This is a genomic window from Gimesia maris (genome assembly GCF_008298035.1).
Taxonomy (GTDB): domain Bacteria; phylum Planctomycetota; class Planctomycetia; order Planctomycetales; family Planctomycetaceae; genus Gimesia; species Gimesia maris.
The window spans coordinates 6899974-6924877 of record NZ_CP042910.1; the positions used below are offsets into that span (position 1 = coordinate 6899974).

A 24904-nucleotide genomic window follows, 5' to 3' on the forward strand; every position below is an offset into this window, starting at 1 on the left:
TCCTTGGAAAAATGAACCATAAATGAGTGCAGCAGATATTTACTAAGCGTCCTCGCTGATTCTCTGTCACTCGAATGCAGTACGGTTGAGATTCCATCATTCATCATCTGTTTCTCCGTCTGCCGTAACTAAAACAATCGCTATAAGCATGCCAGAATCGGTTCTTTGTACTTAAACAACTTAACCTCTTGATTTTAAAAGAGTTAACCGGCCAGCTGTTTTTTGTACTCTTGGCAGGTCTTTGAAAACTGTCTCATATTCGCGCCAGTTGAAATCAATCTGACGTCAGTAAATCACAGGTTTCTGGCAGAATCTGCCGCTGGGAAATCAAAAAAAAACAAGTCCCTCACTCAAATGGTCGGGCCGAACCATAAGAATAAGAGACTTGTGAAAAAATGCCTGCGTGAACCTGCTGAGAGGAACCGGCCCGACAAGATCAGCTAATACCTGATCGTGGCGGATCTATTAAAAAACATGGATCAGAATCCATAGTAGAAACCAAACCCGGGTGTATAATATCCGCCCCGGTATCCGCTACCGCGATAATAGTAGTTGTTGTAACCCCGGTTGTATCTGCGGTTATAGTGTCGGTAGTTATTTCGGTATCTGTTGTAACTGTGTCTGTAATTTCGCCGTGCGCGGTTATAATCACGCTCGAAATGGCGATAGTGATTTCGCGCCCGTTTCCAGGCAGGTGGTCTGGCTTCTGAAGTTTCAATGGCGCCTATAAATAAGACACTACATGCCAGCGTGGCAATAGTCAGTGCACGTTTCATGGTCTTGTCTCCTTGATAAGAACCTGTTACCAGATTCATCCCCGATTGAACCAATCCAGTAACTGACGATATTTCAATTTTCGTTTCTTACTTCAGATAAGATGCAACAGGTGTGCCAATCGTAGGGAATTTGAGTTTAAAGAACTTAAACCGCATGAATCTGCAGAGTTTAGGGTATTAATTAGTTTGATCTGCAAATTGATGCAGACTGGATCTGTGGTAGAAACGAAAAAAGTGTGGTCGAAAAGAGAACAACAAAGTCGTTCAACGACCACACTTTTTAAATCTGAACATTCAGATCATCAGTATCTGTTTATTCGTTTGGCTCTAAGCAACCGGATTGGTTAATACGCCTATCTGATCGATCTCTGCTTTCATGACATCACCATTTTTGAGGAACTTGTTTTTCGAGGCACCGACACCACTGGGAGTTCCTGTCGAAATCACGTCGCCGGGTTCGAGTTGTACAAAGCTGGAAATGAATTCGACGATTGCTGCCACCGGAAAGATCATCTCTGCAGTGGAAGCATCCTGTTCCACGTTCCCGTTGACCGACAGTTTCATCTTCAGAGTTTGCGGGTCCGGAATATCATCCGCAGGTGTGACACAGGGGCCCATCGGACAGAACGTATCGTGCCATTTTCCATGCTGCCAGTCGAAGAAGGTATCTTTCTCACGCAAAGTTCGTCCGGGATTGGGCCGAAATTTTCGATCAGAGATATCATTAATGACGGTATAGCCGGCGACATAGTCCAGCGCTTCCGCTTCAGAGACTCCTTTGCAGGATTTACCGATCACGATTCCGAGTTCGAGTTCCCAGTCAATGTAATCCGGAGAGACTTCAGGAATTTTGACCGGCTGCCCTGGATGAGTGAGTGTTGTCGAAGGGGGTTTCATAAAAACATAAGGGAAGGTTTTCTGTCGTTCTTCGGCTTTGCCTCCTCCTTCTTCGATATGCTTGGAATAATTGCCGGCCAGCAGTAACAGCTTGGACGGTTCCGGAACAGGAACCAGCAACTGGACCTCATCGGTCTGGATCGAAAGCGGAAACAGTTCTTCGTCCATGGACTGCTTGAGCTGGGTCTCGACGGCCAGAATCAATTCCCTTTGTGCGCCGCCAGGAAGAAACGGCAGCAGCCCCTCTGATTCATCCAGAAGAACTCCCGCCAGTTCCGCGGCTGCACTAAAGGGGATTATGGTATCTTCCGAGTAGAAACCACAGGCAATTTGATTTTCAGATTGATAGCGACAAAGTCTCATACTGTCAGGGCTCCTGTCTGGTGAGATCAAGTGGGAGGCATCTTCCGGTTCCGCGAATTTCGCTTCGCCTGATGTCATCTGGTTAGGCACGCGTCTCCTATCCTACCGGAAAGCAGGTGACAGACCAATTCTCAGCAGCAGTTATGAGAGCTGCTTTTGGAATCTCTTTAAACTGAAGCCGATAATCGCAATGCAGCAAAGACTGAGCCCCAATACATAAGGCAGCAGGTCCGTCAGATTCGCCCCCCGCAATACGATTCCCCTGAGAATCTCGAGGAAGTAAGTCACTGGGATAATAAAAGTCACCAGGTAAATGGGAAGCGGCATCTGGGAGCGGGGGAACATGAATCCTGAGAGCAGAACAGAAGGAAGCATAATCAGAAAGGCAAACTGAATGGCCTGCAGTTGCGTCCGGGCAATTGTGGAGACCAGCATGCCCAGACCCAGGCCGCAGACCAGGAATAACAACGACAACAGCAGTAATTCCCAGAGATTACCGTGAATTGGGACACCAAAGAAATAGACCATCAGCGTGAGGACGATCAACGTTTCGACGAAACCGATCAATGCATAAGGCGCCAGCTTTCCCAATAACAGACCGGATTTACTGACGGGAGTGACAAACAGTTGCTCGAGTGTTCCCAGTTCCCGCTCCCGGACAATTGCGAACGAAGTCAGGAATAGAGTCACCAGTTGTAAAATAATTCCCACCAGGCCGGGAACAAAGAAATACGAGCTGTCCAGATCCGGGTTATAAAGCAATCGCGGCCTGATTTCGACAGGCAGCGCCGGCTGGCCGTCAGCATCGCGGGCAGGAACGACGTTCAGATTTTCTGCAAAGCTCCTGGTCATGCTTGTGGAGAGATTGAATCCCAGCAGATTGGAGGCGTTCAGGGCCGTCGTCGCCACCTGGGAATCGCTGCCATCAATCAGCACCTGTACCGAGACCTGCTCCCCTTTTAACAGACGGTCAGAGTAATCGGGGGGAATCGTCACACCCACCTTGGCGCGTCCCGATTCGAATGCGTTGCGAAAATCTTCATGGTTATATACATGTTCGACAATCCGAAACGTGCGCGTATTGGCAAAGCCATCCTGCAGTTCGCGGGAACTCGCGCGGCCATCCAGATTAAAAATGACCGTCGGAATATTCTCAATCTCGGTATCAATGGCAAATCCAAAAATGAGAGTCTGCAGAACGGGCACGGCGAATACAAACAGCAACGTCGATGGTTCGCGGCGGACATGAGAAAATTCCTTGACGAGAATCGCCCAGAACCCGGCCAGGATCCCCGGAGTCACCTGCTCTGCTGCAGGCCGCTTCACAGATTGTGTCTGTGCTGGCAGAGCTACCTGCTCCCGGTGATCCAGTGGTTCCCCCTCCGAGCGTTGCTGACTCGCTGTCACAGTGGTGGGAACAGCGGCACCCTGGTGATTCAGTTCTTCTGCCCGGCTCAAGGTAACAAACACATCTTCCAGTGAAGGCGTGATGTGCCTGACCTGCACGGTCCCGAATTCGTGGGGCACCTGTCTGGTAAAATCATTTTCAGACAGACTCTGATCTGCGAGCACATGAATCGTCTGACCGAACAGAGTCGCATCCCTCACCCCGGGCATCTCACGAAAAGTAGTCAGCAGTGTGGCAGGATTCGCTGTTTCAATTTCCCAGCGGGCTGTTCCTTCCGGGGTAACCGTTGGTAATTGTTTGAGCTCATTCGGTTTGCCGCAGACGATCAGATGCGAGTTATAGATATACCCCACATCGCTGCAGCGTTCTGCTTCATCCATATAGTGAGTGGTGACAAACAGGGTCACCCCCTGCCCGGCCAGTTGAAACAGCAGATCCCAGAGATCGCGACGGGCCACCGGGTCGATCCCTGCCGTCGGTTCATCCAGAAACACGACCTGTGGTTCGTGAATGAGTGCACACCCCAGAGCCAGACGCTGCTTCCAGCCTCCCGACAGATTCCCGGCCAGCTGATCCAGTCGATCCTGCAGTGATGTGAGTTCGATGATTTCCTGAAAGCGCTGCTCCAGTTTTTCAGGACTGAGCCCGTAGATGCGCCCATAAAATTCAATATTTTCCCGTACGCTCAGGTCCGCATACAGACTGAAACTCTGTGACATATAGCCAATATGCCGCTTGATCATTTCTGCGTCATCAACAATATCATATCCCAGAACCTGTGCAGATCCTCCCGTTGGTTCAAGTACGCCACACAACATACGGATAATCGTCGATTTCCCGCTGCCGTTGGGGCCCAGCAAGCCGAAGATGGCACCGCGCTGAACTGTAAAGCTGACCTGATCAACGGCTTTTAAAGAACCGAACTCTCGCGACAGCTGATCGACCTTAATGACTGTTGTCATGATAATTAATCCTTCCCATGCAGCCAGACATCGGCGGCCATACCGGGACGGAGCAGTTTGTCTTTATCTGTGATACGGACTTTGATGCGGAAGACCTGCTTGGAACGTTCTTCGGGAGTCTGCACATTGCGGGGCACAAACTCCGCCTGGCGGGAAACAAAACTGACGCGACCTTTGAAGGTTTTATCGGGATAGCTGTCGATCGTGACTTCGACTTCCTGGTCGACTTGAATATCCAGATGATTTTCCGGCACGTAACAGCGAACCCACAGTGCATTCCAGTCCAGAATCGAAACCACGGGAACATTGCTGCCCACCAGGTCACCGGGTTGCAGGGTGACCGCTTCAATGGTTCCATCCAGCGGAGCAACAATTTTCAGTTCTTTGATCTGATCTTCTATCGTCTGCAGAAAGGCTTCCGCTTTTCTGACACTGGCGGCCGCCTGTTCAATGTCTTCCTTGCGACTTCCGTTTCTCAACAACTGCAATGCTGCTTCCGCCTGCTTTAACTGTGCCCGGGCTTCATCGATCTCTTCCTTTCTGGTCCCCTCTTTCAGTAGATCCAGAGATTTTTGTTTGACCTCTTTTCTTGATGCAGCGACCTGCAATTCCGTATTGGCGGTATCCAGTTCATCGGTTGAAGCCGATTTCTGGCCAAAGAGTGTTTCCACCCGCATCTGCTTGGCTTTTGCCAGGCGATATTCCGCATCTGCCAGATGAAGTTCTGCGACAGCCGAGTCAATTTCCTGCTGTCGGGGTCCATTGATCAACAGTGTCAGACGCGCCTTGAGCTGATCGACTTTCGCAGCAGCTTCGTCAATTTCTTCCGTTCGGAAGCCGGCCACCAGTTCTGCATGCTGCGCTTTGACTTCAGCCAGTCCGGCGATTGCCTCGGCTCGTCGTTCGAGTAAATCATAAGGTTCGAGTTCGATCAGCAGATCGCCTTGGGAGACGGACTGCCCTTCTTCAATCAGCACCTGTTTCACACGTCCGCCGACGCGCGACCCGGGTCTGATATCATCGGCTTCGATAAAGCCGGAAACCCGTAGTGGGACATGACGATTCTGGCTGAACACCAGTGACACAATCAGCACCACACCGACAACTAACAATCCTGCTATTTTCTTCAAGTGGGTTACCTCATGTTACTCAAGCAAATTCTCTCAGGATACATAAACACATTTGGATATTCCCGTTGGCACGTGATCAGAGTGCATCTTACTCGAAACTGCGGGTCGACAGTAGCAATCACCCCTGCTCGTCAGGCAAGCTGCTGGAAAAGAGGCCTGGAATCGCAGTACGTTAAGTGCCCCGCCAAACTGTCACCACTCAACGACTGTTCTCAGATTCAGGGTGTTCCCGTTATCTGCTGAATCAGATTGCACAAGAATCGGGCATCTTCTCAGCCTGTCTGCGGGAGTTTGATGATTCAAAAAATAATATACCGTGAATAAGGGTTAGTTCGAATAGCTTTATCTTGTTAATGCGTCACAAGATAAGCGCATTTTATCAGGCGTCACGAATTCCGCAGAACCGGTTTGGCACATGATTCGCTTTTCAGTAATTCACAATAATCATCAAACAGAAACATTCTCTTAAACAAGTGCCCTTATAACTCCGGGCGTTCAAAGAAATGTGCTCGAAACTGTTTGATGAGCATATTGCCCACCTTTTTTAAAAGGAGAGATGGTGTCCCACTTACCATCTAGAAGAAGAGGAATGAGAAGAGGATTTACACTAATCGAATTAATGGTGGCGATTGCAACAATTGCCGTTCTGATTGCACTACTCTTACCAGAGATCCAGAAGGCCAAAGATGCCTCACTGAAATCAAGCCAGAAAGATGGCCCCTACTGGGTTTACCGTGAATACGAATACGCGGGTGGCCCTGTGATTTCCGAAATTTCCGGAACATATAAGCATTCGCTTCAGGAAATTCTGGACATGTATGCGATCAATCTGAAAAAACAGCAGAAACAGAATGAGCTGGAACTGGAGCAGATTGCTCAACTGGAACAGATGACAGACGAAGATGCCGTCGCCATCGCCCTGAAACCTGTTGAACCCAAAACACAACGGGTCCCCAGTTGGCACAAACGCCATACCGATCTGGGGGCTCAGGAGATCTCCAGAAAAGAGAAAATTGCGAAAACCAAACGGGCTTTGAAGAACTTTAAATTTGATCTGAGCCAGAATACAGCTTCCCTGGTCGCACGACGAAACCTGGTAGAAGCGATCGAAGAGTTAAAGCACGATTTAAAACAACTGGAATCGCAAGACTGATCCGGGCTTTGCCCCCGCTGACTACATTTAAAATGACTCTCCAGCAAAACAGGTGGAGCTTGATACGGTTATCAGGTTTCACCTGTTTTTTTCTTTCCCCGTGTTCCAATTTCATACTTTTCCAACTGTTTTTGTAGATATTTCAAACTTTTAAAAAGCGATCGTTTTTGGTGATGTTGCTCTTGGCAGAAAAAAGAAGACGCATTATAAATCCGCCTCTGTCGACTTCTGAATGAGTAAAACTCTCTCACTTCACATTACTCATTCTCAGGCACGACAGGATATGCAGTCGCATATCATATCTCAAAAAACCTACCATCCCATTCAAAACCGATTTTTATGCCATTCATCTTTCCTTGAATCAGCGTGGCTTTTCAAGGGTGTGTGAATTTTCAGGAATTGACTGATGCCTTCGCAGCAGTTCAGCTCTCTGAAATCGCGCTCCCGGAAAACGTGATTCTATTCAGAGATCGATAAAGGAGCACTCAAGATGCCCATCCTTGTACGGGTATGCCTGCTTACCGCAGTTAGTTTGTTTACGATTTCACAGTCAGCCTGTCAGCGTGGACCGAACGCCCAGTTGCGTCAGAGTATGTACCGCTCTCAGCAACTCTATGACCAGAATTCGGAACTTGCCATGCAGCGTGATCAGTTCCAGCAGTCTGCCAACGCTCTGCAGCACGAGCGGGATCAGTTGGCGATGCGGGCCCAGTCGCTGGAATCCAATCTGAATATCGCCAATAAACGGCTCGACAACCTGAATGCAGAACGTTCCGAAATGCAGCAGCGGTATGTCAGCCTGATGAAAAAAGCCAAAGGACAACCCAGCCCCCTGGATGGCGAAGCCACGCGACGTTTTCAGGAACTGGCTGACAAGTACCCCGATTTCGAATTCGATCCGATTACGGGCGTCAGTAAATTTCACTCTGACATCCTGTTCTCTTCAGGCAGTGATAACCTGAAGCCAGCAGCTCAGGAAATTTTGAACCAGTTTGCTGCCATTATGAATGATGGAAATGCCAAGCGATTGAATGTCCTGGTTGTTGGACACACAGACGATAAACCGATTTCGAAAGCCAGCACTCAGCGTCAGCACCGCACCAACTGGCACCTGTCGACCAACCGGGCCAACTCGGTCGTGCTCACGCTCTCCAAATTCGGTGTGAAGCAGGAACGAATGGGAGCCGCCGGCTACAGTATGTTCCAGCCAGTTGTACCCAACCAGAACGATTCGGCACGACAGAAGAACCGTCGCGTAGAAATCTTTGTGCTCGCTCCTGATGCCGTGGTCGCCGGCTGGGATCCAAATCCCACGCTGTTAAATTAAACAATACATCAGCCAGTAATTTAAAAAACGGACTCGTTTCACCGAGTCTGTTTTTTTTTTCGTTGATGCGTTCCGAACCACCATTGCGTGGAATTGATCAAATCCCGAAATAGGTTTTGATGCCGCTCAGAACGCTGTCGACGGCAACCGAAGCCAGAATCAGTCCTCCAATCCGGCTGACGACACTCGCTCCTGCATCTCCGATCAGTTTCTGAATTCGCCCCGCCAGCAACAGGAACCCGAGAGTGATGAGGAGGACCGTCATCATTGTCAGTGTGGAGATCAACTGTTGTCCGATGTGAAAACGATGGTTATCAGTAATCAGTACGACAGCCATCATCGCGCCGGGAGAAGCGATCGAAGGAATTGCCAGAGGAAAAACGGCTTTATTCTGGTGTGCATTGATGTGTGTGGATTCTTCAATCTCCGTCTCCGGTTTGCTGTCACCAAAAATCATAGTTAAAGCAAACAGAAACAGAACGAGTCCCCCCGCAATCTGAAACGCGGCAAGGGGAATCTCAAGCAGATCCAGCATTATCTGTCCACCAACGATGAACAGCAGCAGGACCAGACCAGCCGTGATGATCGCCTGGTACGCGATTTTCCGCTGCACCATTCTGCTAGTGCCCGCGGTAACCGCGATGAATACCGGAATCGAACCAATCGGATCGATGACGGCCCAGAGATACACAAAATCTCTGAAAATATCGTCCCACTCCATGCTGTATCTCGTCTTTCCTTTGAAACTGGATTCTTAATCTTCCGGTTTGTATTCTGGATTCAACTCAGCAGGGATCGCCGCCTTGACCTGTTTCTGCCAGCGATGCAGTGCCTGTGACAGTTCCTGCGTTTTTTCGGGGTGACTGCCGGACAGTTCCTTTGATTCCCCGATATCGAGTCGCGTATTGTAGAGTTCCTGATGTCCGTCTTCAAAAAACTCCAGCAGCTTCCAGTCTCCCTGTCGAATCACCGAGACAGGCGTTGTGCGAAACCGCTGCTGCATGCCCTGGTATTTTTGCAGATAAGCGGGGAAGTGCCAGAACAGACTCCTTGATTCCAGTCGAGTTTGCGGATCTTTCAGCAGCGGAACCAGACTTTCACCGTCCAATAGCTCACTTTCCAGAACCGGTATGTTCGTCATTTCCAGAAAGGTCGGATAGAGATCGACATTAATCACTGCTTCGCCGGTTGTACTTCCAGGCTGTGTGACGCCAGGCCACTTGATCAGCAGCGGTACACGGATTCCTCCCTCATACAACATCCCCTTTGAACCACGTAACGGTAACATGCTGGTGGCAGGCCCATACCCGCCATTATCGGATGTAAAAACCACGATCGTATTCTGATCAAGCTGCTGTTCCCGCAGGGTTTGCAGCACGCGGCCAATACTCTGATCCATGCTGCGTATCATCGCTGCATAAGTGGCATGTTGATGCAGTTTTCCGGCTGGCTTCGACTGGAAGTAAGCGATGTCCTCTTTTTTTGCCTGCAAAGGCGTATGGACTGCATAGTGTGTCAGATACAGAAAGAAAGGGGAACCCTGGTTGTCTTTGATGAATTGACAGGCTGCCGTGGTCAGACGATCTGTCAGGAATTCCCCCTGCTCTCCATCACTCAGCTGCGGGTTCTGATATGGACTGAAATAGCCGCCTCGCGGACTGCCCGTCTGATTCCCGGCGATATTGACCTGAAAACCCTGCGAGAGAGGGGACTGACCCAGATGCCATTTACCCACGCTGGCGCAACGATAACCCGCCTGTGAAAGTCGATCGGCAATGGTCGTAAACCGGTCATCTAACACCCTGTTATTCTCAGCGGGAATCAGCTTCCGATAACGGTCGTTTCCACGTGCCGGGTCCCCTACTGTGTAGACCCCATGCCGAGGCGTATAGAGACCTGACATCAGACAGGCGCGGCTGGGCGCACAATTGGGTGCTGCTGAATAAGCGGCGGTAAACTTCATCGATTCGTCCGCCAGGCGGTCAATATGAGGCGTTTCGAAAAAATCACTGCCCATAAAGCCCACATCCCGCCAGCCCAGATCGTCAATAAAAAACAGGACGATATTGGGCCGCTGATTCTCTGCACTGGCTTGTGACAGCATCGAAAGATGACAGCAGAACACCAGAGTGCGAAGCATCGGAATTCCTTCCAGCATGAAAAGGAGTGGTTTTTCCTGAATGGTTTGTTTACGATCGATGTCTGCTGACTATTCTAAGCTACTGCTTGGTCCCTGTCATTGCTGCTGCTAGCCGAAGAAATCATTCCCGCCGACTGTGAGTTGCGACCGCTGTATTATTGAAAACCTGAAAACCTTGTGAGGAAGACTGTCGTGAAGAAAATCAAAGTAGGTCAGATTGGGGTCGGGCATCCCCATGCAGGTGGAAAAATGCAGGCGTTCCGTAAATCGGAAGAATATGAAGTCGTCGGCGTGGTCGAGCCCGATGAAAAGCTGCGGGCTTATGCCGCATCAACGGGTATTTACAAAGATCTGCCATTCCTGACACAGGAACAATTACTCAATATTGACGGACTGCAGGCAGTCGCCGTGGAGACACAGGTCGCTGATCTGTTGCCGACCGCGGAGACCTGTATAGCGGCTGGTAAACATATTCACCTGGATAAACCTGCAGGATTATCTCTGCCTCACTTCAAACGCATTCTGGATCAGGCGGCACAGAAGCATCTGCTGCTGCAGATGGGCTACATGTATCGTTACAATCCGGGCGTCGTTCTGCTGCGCGATCTGCTGCAGAAAGGCTGGCTTGGCGCGCCGTTCGAAGTGCACACCGTCATCAGCAAAAAAATGGATGCCGCCAGTCGCAAACAACTGGAACCACAACCGGGAGGCATGATGTTTGAGCTGGCGTGCCATGTCATTGACCTGGTTGTAGAGATTCTGGGCCGCCCCGATCAGGTCACTGCGTTCGCACAACATGCGTCCGACATTGATGACACGCTTCAGGATAACATGCTGGCGGTCTTCAGTTATCCGCGGGCACTGGCAACGGTCAAAACAAGCTGCAATGAAGTCCAGGGATTCGATCGACGACATATCGTCGTCTGCGGTTCAGAAGGCACCTTCCACCTGCAACCATTTGGCAGGCCATCCGCGAGCCTGACACTAGCCCAGGCAAAAGGGAAGTACCGAAAAGGCCAGCAGGAAATATCGTTCTCAGGTTATACCCGCTATCAGGATGATGTTGCAGACATGGCTAAGATCATCCGCCGGGAAAAAGACATCGACTTTTCTTACCAGCATGACTACGACGTTCAGGAAACCGTCTTGAAGTCAGCCAGTCTGCCTGTCACCTGATCTGACTCGGTTCAGATCATCCCTGTTTCAACTGGCCATAGGCATATTGCGCCGAGGCAATGACAGATACGGTCTCGTCCGTCTGCAGCAGTCGCTGCACTTCTGCTTCATCTTCCAGGGGAATGACAAACAGGTCTTCCACTTCATCACTGCTGACCTTGCTGAGCAGGCAGATCAGCGCCCAGTCTCCAGTCAATGCCATCTGTGTCGCTGCCAGAAGATCTCCTGGTTGACTGTCACGCAGAGGCTTGATCGCGTCCAGCGGTTCATGGCAGCGGGACAGAATCTGCAGCCCTTCACCCAGCGCGGAATCAATCTGTGTCAGCAGGACAATGCGTCCATCCTGGGCCACCAGATTGCGGGCGGTTTCCAGTACGCTGCCCAGTTGATTCCACTGATGACCGGTGGGACCATCCTCGACGGCAATGACGATCATTTCCGACTTGTATTCCGGCTCCAGTTTCCAGTACTCGTCCAGCAACTGTTTGGCTTTTCGGAACGTGGCTTCGAGGCTGCCAAATACAATTTCAGAGACTGATTGACCACCTGCGGGGATAACCTGCAGGCTGTACTGCAGCCCCAGCATCCAGCCGATCTCGTCGATCAACTGCCGCAGCGGTCGACTTTCTGCAGGAGTCAGTTCGCGGTGTGACTGTCCGCGGCTTTTGATAATCGCTTCCTGGGAGGAGAATCCCGGATAGATGGAACTGCCGCCACCGGCATAGCCGATTAACGGATCAAAGCCAACCTTTTCAATTGGCAGAATGAAATCCGCTTCAAGCAGATGCCTCGACAGATAAATTCGTTCTCCCCCGGCTGAGGTTCCCAGGTAGCCGACTTCTTCTTTGGAATCCGGAGCATGAATCACCCACGACGCCTGTTCCTGCAGTTCGGAGTTGACTGCTGCTTTTAATTTCTCCTGCAGCATACTCGATTCTGAACTTGTCTGCAGAATGGTCACATCACCGGCTTCGATTCCACAATCACTGAAGTAGTCCCAGACGCTATTAATAACTTCAGCAGCAGCGGGTGCCTGATAATCGACGGCGATTGTGATTTTATCCCCGGGGACTACCGCCAGATCCAGCGGTGGTAATTCCAGGGGACTGTTTAAGACCTGCTTCATTCGGGCAGCTACATCGTCGATGCCGGCAGGTGCCTGATGATAATGGATCAGACGCTCGGACGGAATTTCACATTGAAATGTACCGTTAAAACCATAATTCAATTCTATGTTGACAGTTTCCGTCATCGAAGCTGTTTCATCCCACTTGACTCGACTTAGTTTCGTACTGATTCAACTGAGAATCGTGTTTTTTACGAATTGGAGAGTTGAATTCCGTTAAAAAGGAACCAACACAGGAATGTTAGCGGTTTAGAGGTGATTTCTACAGGATATCTGATCACAATATTAGAAAGTCACTGCAGATTGCATCATCAGTCACATTCCGGTTTGAGGGATTTTTGCCGGGTTCACTACAGGAAGGTCACCATGACAGAAGACGATCAATTAATGATTCGAATTCAAAGTGGTGAGCTGCGCGCATTTGATGAACTGGTTGAGAAATACCAGGGTCCTCTGATTGGTTTTTTTTTCAGAAACACCCGCGACTCACAGATTTCGGAAGATCTGTCCCAGGAAACTCTGCTGCGTGTCTATAACCAGTCGTGGGACTATCTGCCGCAGGGACGTTTCCGGGGCTGGATGTACCGGGTGGCCCGCAATCTGATGATCGACAATATCCGGCGACAGTCACACGATGCGTTGATTAAAGCCTATACAGGCAAGCAGGCAGATGAAGATGATTCGCTCAATCGCCTGGCCAGCGAGGTCGTTTCGCCGGAAGAGAAGGCCAATGTCAAAGAGCTGGCGTTGATTGTCGATGAACTGCTGGCAACGATCCCGGAAGATCAGCGGTTAACTTTCACACTGCATCATTATTCTGAACTGACACTGAATGAAGTTGCAGAGGTGATGGAAACAAATCTGGCCACAGCCAAGAGTCGACTGCGGCTGGCCCGGGAAAAACTGCGAGAGAAGTTGACGCTGATGGGCGTGACAGGCCCTCAAAAAAAATAAATTGCTGATATAATAGAGAGAATTTCAAAAAGAATTGAACCCGATCGAAGCGTGCTGCGTTGACTCCCGCGGGCCGACACAGTCGCTTTCTTTTCACTAACACAAACAGTACGGAGTAGAGGGGATGAGCTATTTCAGTCGGCTCACTGACATTGTTACCTGTAATTTGACTCACCTGCTGAATAATGCGGAAGATCCTGTTAAGGAGATCGAGCAGATTATCTCTGAGATGAAAGAAGGGATCGCAGGCGCTAACCGCAGTGTGAAAACCGCGTCTGCTAATGAACAGGCGATTCAGCAGGAACTGGCTGATTATGAGAGTCAGATCTTTCAGTGGAAAGAAGCAGCGAAAAACGCGTTGGGAATGGGTGATGAAACAGAAGCACGGAACTCACTGGTGCGCAAACAGGAAGTGGAAGACTTGAAAGCCGGTCTGGAACAGCAGCATCGGGCCGCTGTCGCGACCTGCGAGCATTTGACCACGACCCTGCATGCCCTCGAAGCCAGATTAGCTGAAGCCCGACGCAAGCAGGTGGAATTAACGGAACAGACCGGACTGTCAGAAACATCGGCGCAAAGCACCTCGAATACTACAGATGCCGAGTCATCCCTGAATCCTTCCCGTTCTGAACAGATCGATTCGGAACTGGCTGAATTAAAGCGGGAACTAGGCCAGTAACAGGAGGTCTGGAGTTGTCTGGCCCGGATTTACACCCGGTGAATCTGAATTCGCTATAACCCGTTTAATCGTTTCGCCTTATGGAACTGCGGCACCTGCCAATGTGAACATTCGTTTTCAGGCACAAATAGTTGCTTAAGAATGGATCATTCAACAAGATGGTACTTGCAACCGATCAGTTCTAATTTAGAATTAAATATAGATAACTGGGAGATCTGGAAGAACTTCCTGATCCTTGGTTCTGGTTCTGATCACAATTTCCGGGGAAGGCTCCGGAATGGCTGATACGATTAACAGAACCCGCATGTTCTTCTCAAAGGCTTTTGACTAACGGGTTTCAAGTTTGAAACAACTGAAATTCCGCGGTTAATTGTCCGATGACGAATTACACACATCCTCAATTCCTAATTTACATCAATGATGTTGGAGTCGTGCCACCATGGCCAAAAAATATCTGAACCTCGAAGAAGCAGCCGCCGAGCTGGGCATGGAAAAAGAAGAATTGAACCGCTTACGGGAAGCGGGAGATATTCGTGGCTTTGCCGATAGAGGTGCCTGGAAATTTCGCATGGAGGATGTGGAAGAATTAGGACGCAGCCGCCAGGCGGATTCCGATCCCGCAATTCCCCTGTTCAACAATGAGGACCTGGAAGATGACGACCTGTTCGACTCTGCCATTCTCGACAACGATGACATGACTCTGGAATCAGACAGTGTCATTGATGAAGATGAAGTCGGCGAACAGGCAACCGTAATCCGTGGCAGTGTGCACGATGACGACGATGAACCAGTCGAACTCAGCAGCTCCGACAGTGATGTGCGACTCGTGGTTGACGATGGTGATGATCTGCAGTTGGACAGTGAACCGGAACTGGTTGCCGTGGGTGAAGATTCAGACAGCGATGTGCGTCTGACCGATGATTCAAGTATCGACCTGGGCAGCGACAGCGATGTCAAACTGGTGGAAGGTGACTCAGAACCAGACTTTGAAATACTGGATCTGGAATCTGGCAGTGACAGCGATGTCAAACTCGTCGCCGACGATTCCAGCCCGATGGGCAGCGAAAGTGACGTCGCTCTGATTGGAGAAGACTTCGACCTGGGCAGCGACAGTGATGTGGCGCTGGTGTCTGACGATAGCGATGAATCGTCGATCCTCGCGGAAGACAGTGGGCTTTCTCTCGCTGAAGACAGCGGGATCTCTTTAGCATCCGACAGTGGCATTTCTTTGGCAGGACCACTGGACAGTGGTATTTCACTGGAATCCGCAGATGAAAGCGGTATTTCTCTTGTCGGGGATGATGCCAGCGGGCTTTCACTGCAAGGCGATGATAATGGCAGTGATATTTCCATCACAGCCGACAGTGGTATTTCACTGGAACCGTTCGACGTGGAAGATGATGAGCAGACTTCCCCCATGATGTCAGCCAGCGCAGGGAAAGATGCGACCATGGAAATCCCGGCACTGGATGATGACGATGATTTCGCTGACAGCAGTTTTGATCTGGAAGACACAAATTCCGATACCAGCGTCCTGATGGTGAATGACTCTGGCGGTTCTTCAGGCTCTGTCATCCTGGATTCGGATGATGATGATGGTGAGTCGGCGATTTTTGATGACGATGAGTTCGCCAGTGATGATGGTATCTCAGATGTCTTCGATGACGAAGATGACTTCGACGATATCTACGATGCCGACGATGATGATTTCGATGACTCTTTCCAGAGTGGTGAAAGCCATGCCGAGTTCGTCGCTCCCGCATCTTTTGCCGGCGGACGAGGCGCAGCGATGGCCGCTCCCGAAGCAGAATGGGGAGTCGGAACATTTGTGGGATTAGGCATCTCAACATTGTTAATGAGCATCTGCGGACTGATGATGTATGATCTCATCCGTACAATGTGGCATTACGATGAGCCTTCCGCAGTCAGCTCACCCATACTCGAAATGATCCGCGGACTGTTTTAAGCAAAGTCCGCTGTCCATCATTCCAGTTTGAGATCAGCTGTTACTCATACCAGTCAGTCTGCTGCGCTGATATTCTGAGCGATCAGAAACAGCAGACCGTTTTTTTCTGCTTCTCACCAGATGTTAACGCTGTGGTCGGGACTCAGGCGGATCAGGTTTCTATAATGGAAACCATAACGTGATACCCGCCCTGACCACACTGCTTTGAACTGGTGAAAGATTATGTATCAGAAATCCCTGTGTCTCCTCGTTCTGCTCGCTCTTGTTATTTCATCCCCCCTGCAGGCGGCTGAGCGTACGCTGCGCTATCGCGATCGCAAACCCCAGGAATACAAGCTGACGGCCCGTGCCAGCAAAATTGACCCCCGCACGAAAGAACATCCGGAGATCGATTATGTTTTCGAAGCGAAAGGTAAGCCCCAGGATGTGGAACATGCCGTGGTAGATACCCGCGTCAAACCACGCGGCAAACTGGTAATCTGGCTGATGGGTTATAACAGTCAGCTGTTTGATCGACTCTCCAGCTACGGCCTGCATGCCATTCAGGTGCATTACGCCAACCGCTGGTTCTCCAAGGTCTGTCGCGAAAATCCGGTTGGTGAAACCTGTCGTGGCAATGTCCGTCTGGAAGCGGCGACCGGGGAAGATTATAGCGATCAGGTGTCGATCCCCCACCCGGACGGCATGAAAGAACGGGCGCTGCAGTTTGTGAAATGGCTGGCAAAAGAAAACCCACAGGGGCAGTGGAATTATTATCTGACGCCCGATGGGAAAGACCTTCGCTGGGAAGATGTGATCATGGCAGGCAGCTCGCACGGTTCTACAACGGCGGCCCGGTTCGCGAAACATCAGAAGGTCAGTCGCGTTGTCATGTTCTGTGGCCCGCGTGATCAACTGCAGAACTGGCAGATGCTGCCTTCCGCGACTCCCACCAATCGCTACTTCGGTTTTTCTCATGTACTGGATGGCGGTTGGACTGCCGACCATTACTGCCGTTCCTGGGAACTGATTGGTCTCAATGAATTTGGTCCGATCGTGAATGTGGACAAGGCAAAGCCACCCTATGGAAATACCCGGCGACTGATTACCGACTTCGATGTCAAAAACAATACCCGCCGCGCCCATTCCTCGGTCGTACCAGGTGGGAATGCCGGCAAGAATGCGCAAGGTCAGTATATCCATGAAGCAGTCTGGCGTTACCTGTTTACCGAACCGGTAGACAAAGTAGGAAAGCCGGTGCCCCTGGATCCAGGTTGTGAGAAAAATCAGCGAGACAGCTGATGAATGAAGCGATCGACGGTTTCAGTGAACAGGAAATACGGTTCTTCCGCCGCATCTTTGTCTATTGCATGCTCGACTCTCTTCAAGCGAAGGGTAATCGTCCCCAGACCTGGATGACTCGGGGGACTCCGGACAATGTTCTGGGGTCTGCAGCATAGTCATAGAGTTCTCTGACGATTTCATCGATCTCCCCTGGAGTGGCAAGGTCATCCTCGAGAATCGCATCGGCTATGTTTTCCATAGTGAGGCCATTCAGTTGTTTGACTTCACCCTGCAGTCCTGTCGGCTGAACGACTGAAACTTTCAGATTTTGAATGCCACAGTCATGCAGGATTCCCGGAAGACGCTGTCCGATGTTCGGGTCGCCGCCTCTGTGACGAACGACCGTGTTGAACAAATCAAAGAACTTTTGAAAGGCAGGACTCTCCGGGTAGTTGAACGAACCACTGAAGTCGATGTCTTCCACAACCAGGAAACCGGTGGGACGCAGTTGTTTCAGAAATGATCTGACTGCCGAGACAGGATCTTTCAAGTGAGTGAGCAGAAAGCGGGAGTAAACCAGGTCGAATTCCGGTGTCGCTGAAATCTCGCTCGCATCGGAGAGACGGAATTCAATATTCGTGAGCCCCTGCTCTGCTGCTTCCTGGCGTGCGATCGACAGTTTGGTCTCATCGATATCAACGCCTACCACTCTTCCCACCGGCGCCACTCGACGGGCCAGTTCGCATGTGACATCACCACCGCCACAACCCACATCCAGACAGGTCATGCCTTCCGTCAGATTGATCTGGTCAAGTAGTGTGCCTGTGCTCTCTGCCATCACACGTCCCAGCACGCGAAGGCGTTCCCGCCCCTCGACACCGCCGCGGATTACATATTGAGTTTTTCGGTTCATAAGCTCACGCATGAATTATCTTTACTCATTATCGCAACCTGAATTGATGTAACTTTCCTACCTCAAAGCAGGTAACGTTGAACTCTCAACAAATACACGTATTATTACTCGATTGGAATTCATATTTTCAATAAAAAAACAGTCACACTCGCCCCGTTAAGTTTCCAGCCAGATCCATCGTCTTAAATTCTCAATCTCACCGCCTGCTTCTGAGCTGAACCGACGCTCAAACAGACCACAATCTCACTCCGTCTTTTCATATAGACAATACAGTATTTCACGAAACTGAAAACACACTGCCCTCTTTCGATACGCGTAACTTTATCAAAATATTAAATAAAGCTGGAATTTTGAAAATATTCTGTAGTCTGGTCCCGATTACTGGAATCTAGTTAGAAGGGGGTCTGTAGTACAGTGTTTATACGCGCATCCAATCAGAACTGATTTATCTGATGAACGAAGTCATTTTGAACAATGAATTTTTCCAACAGTTACTTAAGCATCAGGGGCAGCTGCATGCCTATGTGCTTTCTCTGGTTGGAAATACGTCCGATGCCCACGATTTACTTCAAGACGTGAATCAATGTCTGCTCGAGAAACAAAGCAGCTTTACGCTGGGTACGAATTTCCTGGCCTGGTCACGAAAAGTAGCATTCTTCAAGATTCAGTCATACTGGCGCGATCAGAGCCGCAACCGTATGCTATTCGACGATGAGCTGCTTAACAGCATGTCTGAAACCATCGAATGCATGCCTGATTTATATAACGAACAGATAGAAGCACTCAAAACGTGCATTACCCACTTACCGTCAGACAAACAGATACTCATGCAGCAACGATACGGACAGTTTCTGCCTCTGAAACAGATTGCTGAATACTGGGGAAAATCAGAAAAAGCGATAGGCGTGATGCTGCTGCGTGTCAGACTGCGGCTGCAGGATTGCATCCAGAAATCCATCGCAGCGAGGTCCCGCATCTGATGATTAGAGAAAATTCAACCAGCTGGGAAGACCCACTCCCGAAACTGGTGGCCCTGTATTTCGATAACCAATTGAATGAACGCGAATTGAAGCAGTTGCAAACCCGGTTAAAGAGCGATCCGGAAGCACGCATCTTCTTTGTTCAGTTTTCTGCCCTGCAGACTCAACTGGAATGGATCCATACCGACTCATCCTCTCCGCAGGAGATGACACACTTACCAGGGTCAATCTATTCCAGAAAAAAGAACTGGAATCTCATTCTATATGTCACTTGCTGTGTCTGTCTGGTTCTGGGGGGACTGTTGTCCATGCACCTGATGACACCCGTTGCCCACGTATTTCCGGAACCCGGCAGTGTTTGGAGTTCTGGCAATATCACGACGGAAGAAAAATTGCTGCCCGGTTCTCGCAGGCATTTGTTAAGAGGGGCGATCGAAATTCGCTTCACTTCGGGATCAATTGTGAATCTGAAGGCTCCCGCGCAGTTTACCGTTCACAACTCAAATGAAATCTTCCTGCAAGCAGGAAAGCTGGTAGCTGATGTTCCGGAATCAGGTCACGGGTTTACTGTGGAAACGCAGACGGGAAAGATTATTGACCTGGGTACTTCGTTCTCCGTAAATGTCGGTGCTGAACTGAACACGGAAATCAAAGTCTATCGCGGCAAAGTCCAGGTCGCGGGTTCCAAAGAGACAGAACCGCCTCGTGAGATCCGGGCAAATGAAGCGGTTCAGATCGACCCGGTTTCGAATTTGATTCAACCCGGGGATTATACCAGTAGTGATTTTATCCCACTCATTTCGCGAGATTATGCGGTAGATCAATTTTCTGATAATGTCATTTTTCAGGAACAACTGCCCGATCAGATTGCGCAGGGCGAATTCCAGGTACTAGAACGGGACGGAGCGATTTTTCTATTCCCAGAAAAACGCGATATTCTGCTTTCGGAGAATTTGCCGGTCTCAATTACTCAACCGGGCGACTACCGGGCAGAAGAGCAGATTGAAACAGAAACCGATTTTGTCTCGCGAGGCATGAAAGTGGATTGCTATCGGATTTACTACGATCCCGCCAGCAATCATCGTGACATGATTCGTGCTGAAGGAGTGGTTCATTTTCATCAGCCCATACTTGGTTTGATCACGACAAAGACACGCCTGCTTGAGACAGACTCTGTCTTAAACCCGCTGTGTGCCGGTGGCAATTGCCCGCCCATTCAACATCAGGAAGTCGAAGCCCGGGTCGCAGAAGATGGCACGCATCAGGACATTTTGAGTCTGTCAGAAGATCGCAAAACACTTAAATTTATTTTACATACGGGAACCAAATATGTTGACGAATTTCGTGTTCTGGTTGCCAGCCCCTGATTTTATTCAGCAAACGTAAATTTTTTAATCGCTGAAGCTCATCGTTCACACGCTGCATCTGAAAGAGTGTTGTGTGTCATTAATAAGTCATTATCTATTCACAAGGAGACACTTATGCAAATTCCTCGACCTGCAAAACGCCTTCGCGGCTTCACACTGATTGAATTACTTGTTGTGATTGCCATTATTGCAATTTTGATCGCACTGCTATTGCCCGCCGTCCAGCAAGCTCGCGAAGCCGCTCGCAGGAGTCAATGCAAAAACAATCTGAAGCAAATTGGTCTGGCTCTGCATAATTACCACGACACGCATCGTGTTTTCCCGTCGGGAGTTGTCTCCAGCAATAATCTGGCGTGGAGTACGATGGTCCTGCCATTCATTGATCAGGCTCCTCTTTATAACCATATCAGTTCCGCAACGGATAGTTTCGCTGAGCCGTGGGAAGACGCGAACTATGATGGCACACTTGACGATCCCATTGATGAAGCCAATACGGTCATTCCGGCGTTACTGTGCCCCAGCGACACGACGGGGGGCCGGAACTCCAAGATCGGCAATTACGGAACGTCTAACTACATCGTAGCCCACACCGCTTCCAATGCCGGGGAGACTGCGGACGTCTTAGCATCGTTTTACGAAAACTCCAGTCGCAGGATGCGAGACTACACCGACGGATTGAGCAATACGGTTCAAGTTGTAGAGCGAACTGGTCAGGGAACGTATAAAGGGTCGATCTGGATCGGGCGACGCGATGGGATAGACGTCTTTGAAATCTGGACTCGAATTGATCGGATATCAAACGATGATCACTATCGCCCCAACGGTACCATCTGGGCTGCCACAAGCAGCTTGCACGTTGGTGGGGCTCACGTGTTGATGGGTGATGGGAGAGTCCGTTTCGTAAGTGAAAATATTTCAATCGAAACCTGGGCCGCGCTGGGCACAATTAATGGCGGTGAAGTCATCGGAGAATTCTAATCAACTTTTTCATGCGAGGAGACACTTATGCATATTCATCGACCTGCAAAACGCATTCGCGGCTTCACATTAATTGAATTACTTGTTGTGATTGCCATTATTGCAATTTTGATCGCCCTGTTGCTGCCAGCGGTTCAACAGGCGCGAGAAGCAGCCCGCCGATCCCAGTGTAAAAACAATCTGAAACAGATTGGTCTGGCGTTCCAGAACTATCACGACACCTTTAACATGTTCCCTCCCGGTTATGTTGACGAGCGAGGCTCAGGTGGAACACTTGCAGATAACGAAGGGCACTGGGCCTGGAGCACAATGATCTTGCCCTATCTCGATCAGGCCCCCCTTTATAACCAGATGAACCCCGGCCCAATCACGCCTTCAACGGCTTTGAATGATGCAGCCATCCGCACCAGCATGCAACAGCCACTCGCCGCCTTCCGCTGCCCCTCCGATACCGGACCAGCTCTTAATGGTAATGCCGGCCAGGGAATTCAGTCGGATGGTGGAACGAATTATGAACTTCCTGTTTCAAATTATATTGCTTCCAATAACAACCGTACCTTGCGGCAGTCTCGTTCATCGAACGGTGCCAACGGTGGTTCAGGGGCGACAGGCGCGTTCTGGCGCGACAGCAATTTGCGATTTCGTGATATCACGGACGGAGCGAGTAATACAATCCTGGTCGGAGAGCGGTCCTATAAAGTGGGTACCGTCGATTTTTATGCAGGAACTCTTTACGCGGCTCGTGAATTTGGTGGAACGAATGGACCGGAGCAGGCGAGTGGAAACCAGGGGCTGATTGCCATCTTTGGCGGCTCGACGTATTCCATCAACCCGACCAATCCGTCAAACGTGGCGACTCGTCAGGCCTACAGCAGTCAACATACCGGCGGAGCTCATTTCGGGCTCGGAGATGGTGCGGTACGGTTCATCAGTGAAAACATAAACCTGAATACAGACGATGCCGTCAACAGTACGCTGGAAAGTTTAATCGGGGTTGCCGATGGTCAGATCCTTGGGGAATTCTAACCATCTTCACTGAGGAATCGTCATGCCTGTAATTCGGGTTCGATTTGTCGAACGGTCTCGCGTTAGCGGGGGCTTTCGATGATCGAAACCCGAATTTTCAATGATGGTGATTTATTTTAGTGTCGCTGACCTGGAAATTGCATGAGACGTTTTGCTTGAGTAAATATATTGCAGTCAAAGGATCATAGTCATGATGCTCAGGATTTTAAGTTTGTGCTTATTGAATTGTTTCACCTGTCTGATAATGTCAGGTTGCGGGAATGCAGGCCCTGAACTTGCTACCGTAACCGGTAACGTCACTCTCGATGGAAAACCCGTACCTGATGCACGGGTTGATTTTTCCCCGCAGGAAGGACGTGCTTCGGTCGGTACAACAAATGCCGAAGGCGTTTATGAATTACAGTACTCCCTCGAAAAAGAAGGGGCAGTGATTGGTTCGCATAATGTCAAAATCACCACGGAACGTGCGACAACAGGGGGTGAAGGAAATGAACCGCTGGTACCCGGTTCTAAGGAACTGCTTCCATCAGTATATAATTCGAATAGCCAGCTGACTGCCGAAGTCACATCAGGTGAAAATGTCATTGATTTTTCTCTCCAGAGTCAACCCGACTAACAGGAATCACACAAACAAAAAAGGGCGGCTGATCTTAGATCAACCGCCCTCTCGCAGTTTCAATTTTCAATTACTGAAAACTCTTCTGGCGTCTCGTTGACTAGTTCGAACAAGTCGGAGCAGGTGCCGTGCAAGTCTTAGGTGCTGGAGCCGTACAGGTTGGCTCGGGGCAGCAGGTGGGCACGGGTACCTTGCGGCAGACTTGTCTCGGCACACATCGTGTTTTGGTCACACAAACAGTTCGCGGTACACACTTGGTTCGGGTGACATACCGTGTGCAGCAGACCTGCTCACAGGTAGTGTAAGGAACTTTGCGGGTACAGGTTTTTTGCTCATAGCTGCAGGTGGTGTAGGGAACCTTGCGGGTCCGGCATTCTGAAACCATGGTGCAAGTGGTGTAAGGAACCTGTTTGGTCACACATTCTTCTTTCCAGCAGCAGGTCGTGTAAGGAACCTTGCGGGTTCGGCATTCACGGACCATCTGGCAGGTCGTATAAGGAACCTTCTTGGTTCGTGTTTCGCACTCATAGCGAACGCAGGTGTACGGTACCTTCTTGGTAATCGTGCAGGGAACTCGCTCACATACTGTGTAAGGAACCCGCTCGGTTTTGCACTCGCGTTCGTAAGTTGTGCAGCAGACTTTGCGGGTGACCTTCTTGGGGCACCAGACTCGTCGGCAGATCGTAGTGCCGGGGCACTGTACTTTAACTGTTTTGCAGCAACCGGGTTTGTAGATCGGGCAGCAGGAGCTGCAATCGTATTCCCAGGTTCCTGGTTCACAGACACATTTATCGACAACTGGTCCCGGGCAGTGCTCGGTGACTGTTTTCCATTCGCCACAGCAGACTTCAACATCATGCCAGGTATGAACGGGTTTGCAGATCGTACGGCAGACATCCCGGTAACAGGTTTTGTAATTGGTTTTGTAGATCGTGCAGCACACATCACGGTAGTGTGTTTCACAGATCGGACGGCGGACGGTGTAGCAGACATCCCGGTAGCAGGTGTTATAAACCGGCTTGCAGACTGAATAGCAGACATCTTTGTAGCAGGTGTTATACACCGGGCGACGACGTTTGCAGGTTACAGTTTTATAGCAGGTTTTATAAACAGGACGGCATACATTGTAGCAGACCTCTCGGTAACAGGTCTGATACACGGGCTTGCAGACCGTGTAACATTCATCACGGTAGCAGGTCTTATACACATTCTTGGTGTACTGCACGGGAACTTTTTCACAGACAGTATCATAGACTGTCTTCTGGCAGGTATAGTTCTGCTTTTCCCATACGGTTTCAACAACGGTTTTATAGCAGGTACTTGAGCACTCTTTGGCAGCACAGTAATCGCCACAAGAAGTACATGCCTCTGTGGGACAACACTTGTATCTACCTGCTCCCAGGTAACCTGCCTGGGCTTGCTCCCCAAAGCAGGCCATGATCATAGCGGCCGCCAGAAGGGGAATCCAGGTTGCATTCTTCATCGGTCTATTCCTCTACATGAGTAATTCAGCAAACAAAATTGAAAACTGGAAACAGTTAGAATCTACTTCGTCATCAAACTTGGCACTGCTTAACCGATACCCCCATTTCTCCACAGCTTACCACCTATCCCGTTCACCGAAGTCACCACAAACCATTCGACCACTACAATCGATACCTGGCAGCCAATCAGCGGTCAGCTTGATCGGTTCTCCTCAAACGG

General features: G+C 49.9%; 21 protein-coding genes. 12 read left to right on the plus strand and 9 right to left on the minus strand.

Going from position 1 to position 24904, the window contains the following annotated elements:
- Positions 1–479: 479 nt before the first annotated feature.
- The 4 genes from GmarT_RS25640 to GmarT_RS25655 form a co-directional block, all read right to left on the minus strand.
- Complete coding sequence (locus tag GmarT_RS25640; RefSeq protein WP_149303419.1) at positions 480–776, minus strand: hypothetical protein; 297 nt, start codon at positions 774–776, stop codon at positions 480–482.
- Between the two features lie 327 nt (positions 777–1103).
- Complete coding sequence (locus GmarT_RS25645; RefSeq protein WP_002648913.1) at positions 1104–2036, minus strand: fumarylacetoacetate hydrolase family protein; 933 nt, start codon at positions 2034–2036, stop codon at positions 1104–1106.
- A 141-nt stretch (positions 2037–2177) separates the two neighbouring features.
- Entirely contained in the window at positions 2178–4406 is a 2229-nt protein-coding gene (locus GmarT_RS25650; RefSeq protein ID WP_002648912.1) for an ABC transporter permease, read from the minus strand.
- Positions 4407–4411: 5 nt separating this feature from the next.
- The gene (locus GmarT_RS25655; RefSeq protein WP_081459609.1) at positions 4412–5536 is read right to left on the minus strand and encodes an HlyD family secretion protein; all 1125 of its coding nucleotides are present in this window, start codon (positions 5534–5536) and stop codon (positions 4412–4414) included.
- A 589-nt stretch (positions 5537–6125) separates the two neighbouring features.
- Here GmarT_RS25655 and GmarT_RS30300 point away from each other — a divergent pair.
- Together GmarT_RS30300 and GmarT_RS25665 are read left to right on the plus strand one after the other, a co-directional pair.
- The gene (locus tag GmarT_RS30300) at positions 6126–6689 is read left to right on the plus strand and encodes a type II secretion system protein (protein WP_315852005.1); all 564 of its coding nucleotides are present in this window, start codon (positions 6126–6128) and stop codon (positions 6687–6689) included.
- A 490-nt stretch (positions 6690–7179) separates the two neighbouring features.
- Positions 7180–8016 (plus strand): OmpA family protein, encoded by an 837-nt coding sequence (locus tag GmarT_RS25665; RefSeq protein WP_002648908.1) that lies wholly within the window; start codon positions 7180–7182, stop codon positions 8014–8016.
- 97 nt (positions 8017–8113) lie between these two features.
- Here GmarT_RS25665 and GmarT_RS25670 read toward each other — a convergent pair whose 3' ends face one another.
- A complete protein-coding gene (locus tag GmarT_RS25670) occupies positions 8114–8737 on the minus strand; it encodes a MarC family protein (RefSeq protein ID WP_002648907.1) in 624 nt (207 codons plus the stop codon).
- 33 nt (positions 8738–8770) lie between these two features.
- The gene (locus GmarT_RS25675) at positions 8771–10156 is read right to left on the minus strand and encodes a sulfatase (protein ID WP_081459611.1); all 1386 of its coding nucleotides are present in this window, start codon (positions 10154–10156) and stop codon (positions 8771–8773) included.
- 192 nt (positions 10157–10348) lie between these two features.
- Between GmarT_RS25675 and GmarT_RS25680 the strand changes: the two genes are divergently transcribed.
- Positions 10349–11332 (plus strand): Gfo/Idh/MocA family protein, encoded by a 984-nt coding sequence (locus tag GmarT_RS25680; protein ID WP_002648905.1) that lies wholly within the window; start codon positions 10349–10351, stop codon positions 11330–11332.
- 16 nt (positions 11333–11348) lie between these two features.
- Here the strand turns inward: GmarT_RS25680 and GmarT_RS25685 are convergent, their stop codons facing one another.
- The gene (locus GmarT_RS25685; RefSeq protein ID WP_002648904.1) at positions 11349–12584 is read right to left on the minus strand and encodes a lactate racemase domain-containing protein; all 1236 of its coding nucleotides are present in this window, start codon (positions 12582–12584) and stop codon (positions 11349–11351) included.
- A 240-nt stretch (positions 12585–12824) separates the two neighbouring features.
- On the opposite strand from GmarT_RS25685, the gene GmarT_RS25690 reads away from it, so the two are divergent.
- The 4 genes from GmarT_RS25690 (at position 12825) to GmarT_RS25705 (ending at position 17338) form a co-directional block, all read left to right on the plus strand.
- Positions 12825–13412 carry an RNA polymerase sigma factor gene (locus tag GmarT_RS25690; RefSeq protein WP_002648903.1) on the plus strand — a complete coding sequence of 196 codons (588 nt, stop codon included), beginning with the start codon at positions 12825–12827 and terminating at the stop codon, positions 13410–13412.
- Positions 13413–13536: 124 nt separating this feature from the next.
- Complete coding sequence (locus GmarT_RS25695; RefSeq protein WP_002648902.1) at positions 13537–14091, plus strand: PspA/IM30 family protein; 555 nt, start codon at positions 13537–13539, stop codon at positions 14089–14091.
- A 439-nt stretch (positions 14092–14530) separates the two neighbouring features.
- Positions 14531–16057, plus strand: a complete 1527-nt coding sequence (locus tag GmarT_RS25700; protein WP_002648900.1) for a DNA-binding protein — start codon at positions 14531–14533, stop codon at positions 16055–16057.
- A gap of 222 nt (positions 16058–16279) precedes the next feature.
- Complete coding sequence (locus GmarT_RS25705; protein WP_002648899.1) at positions 16280–17338, plus strand: BPSS1187 family protein; 1059 nt, start codon at positions 16280–16282, stop codon at positions 17336–17338.
- Positions 17339–17420: 82 nt separating this feature from the next.
- Here the strand turns inward: GmarT_RS25705 and GmarT_RS25710 are convergent, their stop codons facing one another.
- On the minus strand, positions 17421–18245 hold the full coding sequence (locus tag GmarT_RS25710; RefSeq protein ID WP_002648898.1) for a class I SAM-dependent methyltransferase: 825 nt from the start codon (positions 18243–18245) through the stop codon (positions 17421–17423).
- Between the two features lie 440 nt (positions 18246–18685).
- On the opposite strand from GmarT_RS25710, the gene GmarT_RS25715 reads away from it, so the two are divergent.
- The 5 genes from GmarT_RS25715 (at position 18686) to GmarT_RS25735 (ending at position 23200) form a co-directional block, all read left to right on the plus strand.
- Positions 18686–19213, plus strand: a complete 528-nt coding sequence (locus GmarT_RS25715; protein ID WP_002648897.1) for a sigma-70 family RNA polymerase sigma factor — start codon at positions 18686–18688, stop codon at positions 19211–19213.
- Entirely contained in the window at positions 19213–20580 is a 1368-nt protein-coding gene (locus GmarT_RS25720) for a FecR domain-containing protein (RefSeq protein ID WP_002648896.1), read from the plus strand. The genes GmarT_RS25715 and GmarT_RS25720 overlap by 1 nt, the downstream gene beginning before the upstream one ends.
- Before the next feature lie 114 nt (positions 20581–20694).
- Entirely contained in the window at positions 20695–21558 is an 864-nt protein-coding gene (locus tag GmarT_RS25725; protein WP_002648895.1) for a DUF1559 domain-containing protein, read from the plus strand.
- A gap of 27 nt (positions 21559–21585) precedes the next feature.
- Positions 21586–22584: a DUF1559 domain-containing protein gene (locus tag GmarT_RS25730; RefSeq protein WP_002648894.1), complete on the plus strand. Its 999-nt coding sequence runs from the start codon at positions 21586–21588 to the stop codon at positions 22582–22584.
- A gap of 211 nt (positions 22585–22795) precedes the next feature.
- The gene (locus GmarT_RS25735; protein ID WP_230682407.1) at positions 22796–23200 is read left to right on the plus strand and encodes a transthyretin-like family protein; all 405 of its coding nucleotides are present in this window, start codon (positions 22796–22798) and stop codon (positions 23198–23200) included.
- A 100-nt stretch (positions 23201–23300) separates the two neighbouring features.
- On the opposite strand, the gene GmarT_RS25740 is transcribed toward GmarT_RS25735, so the two are convergent.
- Positions 23301–24683 (minus strand): hypothetical protein, encoded by a 1383-nt coding sequence (locus GmarT_RS25740; RefSeq protein WP_002648892.1) that lies wholly within the window; start codon positions 24681–24683, stop codon positions 23301–23303.
- Positions 24684–24904: the final 221 nt, after the last annotated feature.

Bases quoted from the DNA above. Each gene is read 5' to 3' on its own strand.
- GmarT_RS25730 (WP_002648894.1), top strand. From the start codon at position 21,586: ATGCATATTCATCGACCTGCAAAACGCATTCGCGGCTTCACATTAATT.
- GmarT_RS25705 (WP_002648899.1), top strand. From the start codon at position 16,280: ATGTATCAGAAATCCCTGTGTCTCCTCGTTCTGCTCGCTCTTGTTATT.
- GmarT_RS25640 (WP_149303419.1), bottom strand. From the start codon at position 776: ATGAAACGTGCACTGACTATTGCCACGCTGGCATGTAGTGTCTTATTT.
- GmarT_RS25675 (WP_081459611.1), bottom strand. From the start codon at position 10,156: ATGCTTCGCACTCTGGTGTTCTGCTGTCATCTTTCGATGCTGTCACAA.
- GmarT_RS25715 (WP_002648897.1), top strand. From the start codon at position 18,686: ATGAACGAAGTCATTTTGAACAATGAATTTTTCCAACAGTTACTTAAG.
- GmarT_RS25695 (WP_002648902.1), top strand. From the start codon at position 13,537: ATGAGCTATTTCAGTCGGCTCACTGACATTGTTACCTGTAATTTGACT.
- GmarT_RS25700 (WP_002648900.1), top strand. From the start codon at position 14,531: ATGGCCAAAAAATATCTGAACCTCGAAGAAGCAGCCGCCGAGCTGGGC.
- GmarT_RS25740 (WP_002648892.1), bottom strand. From the start codon at position 24,683: ATGAAGAATGCAACCTGGATTCCCCTTCTGGCGGCCGCTATGATCATG.
- GmarT_RS30300 (WP_315852005.1), top strand. From the start codon at position 6,126: ATGAGAAGAGGATTTACACTAATCGAATTAATGGTGGCGATTGCAACA.
- GmarT_RS25710 (WP_002648898.1), bottom strand. From the start codon at position 18,245: ATGCGTGAGCTTATGAACCGAAAAACTCAATATGTAATCCGCGGCGGT.
- GmarT_RS25725 (WP_002648895.1), top strand. From the start codon at position 20,695: ATGCAAATTCCTCGACCTGCAAAACGCCTTCGCGGCTTCACACTGATT.
- GmarT_RS25665 (WP_002648908.1), top strand. From the start codon at position 7,180: ATGCCCATCCTTGTACGGGTATGCCTGCTTACCGCAGTTAGTTTGTTT.
- GmarT_RS25645 (WP_002648913.1), bottom strand. From the start codon at position 2,036: ATGAGACTTTGTCGCTATCAATCTGAAAATCAAATTGCCTGTGGTTTC.
- GmarT_RS25685 (WP_002648904.1), bottom strand. From the start codon at position 12,584: ATGACGGAAACTGTCAACATAGAATTGAATTATGGTTTTAACGGTACA.
- GmarT_RS25690 (WP_002648903.1), top strand. From the start codon at position 12,825: ATGACAGAAGACGATCAATTAATGATTCGAATTCAAAGTGGTGAGCTG.
- GmarT_RS25720 (WP_002648896.1), top strand. From the start codon at position 19,213: ATGATTAGAGAAAATTCAACCAGCTGGGAAGACCCACTCCCGAAACTG.
- GmarT_RS25670 (WP_002648907.1), bottom strand. From the start codon at position 8,737: ATGGAGTGGGACGATATTTTCAGAGATTTTGTGTATCTCTGGGCCGTC.
- GmarT_RS25650 (WP_002648912.1), bottom strand. From the start codon at position 4,406: ATGACAACAGTCATTAAGGTCGATCAGCTGTCGCGAGAGTTCGGTTCT.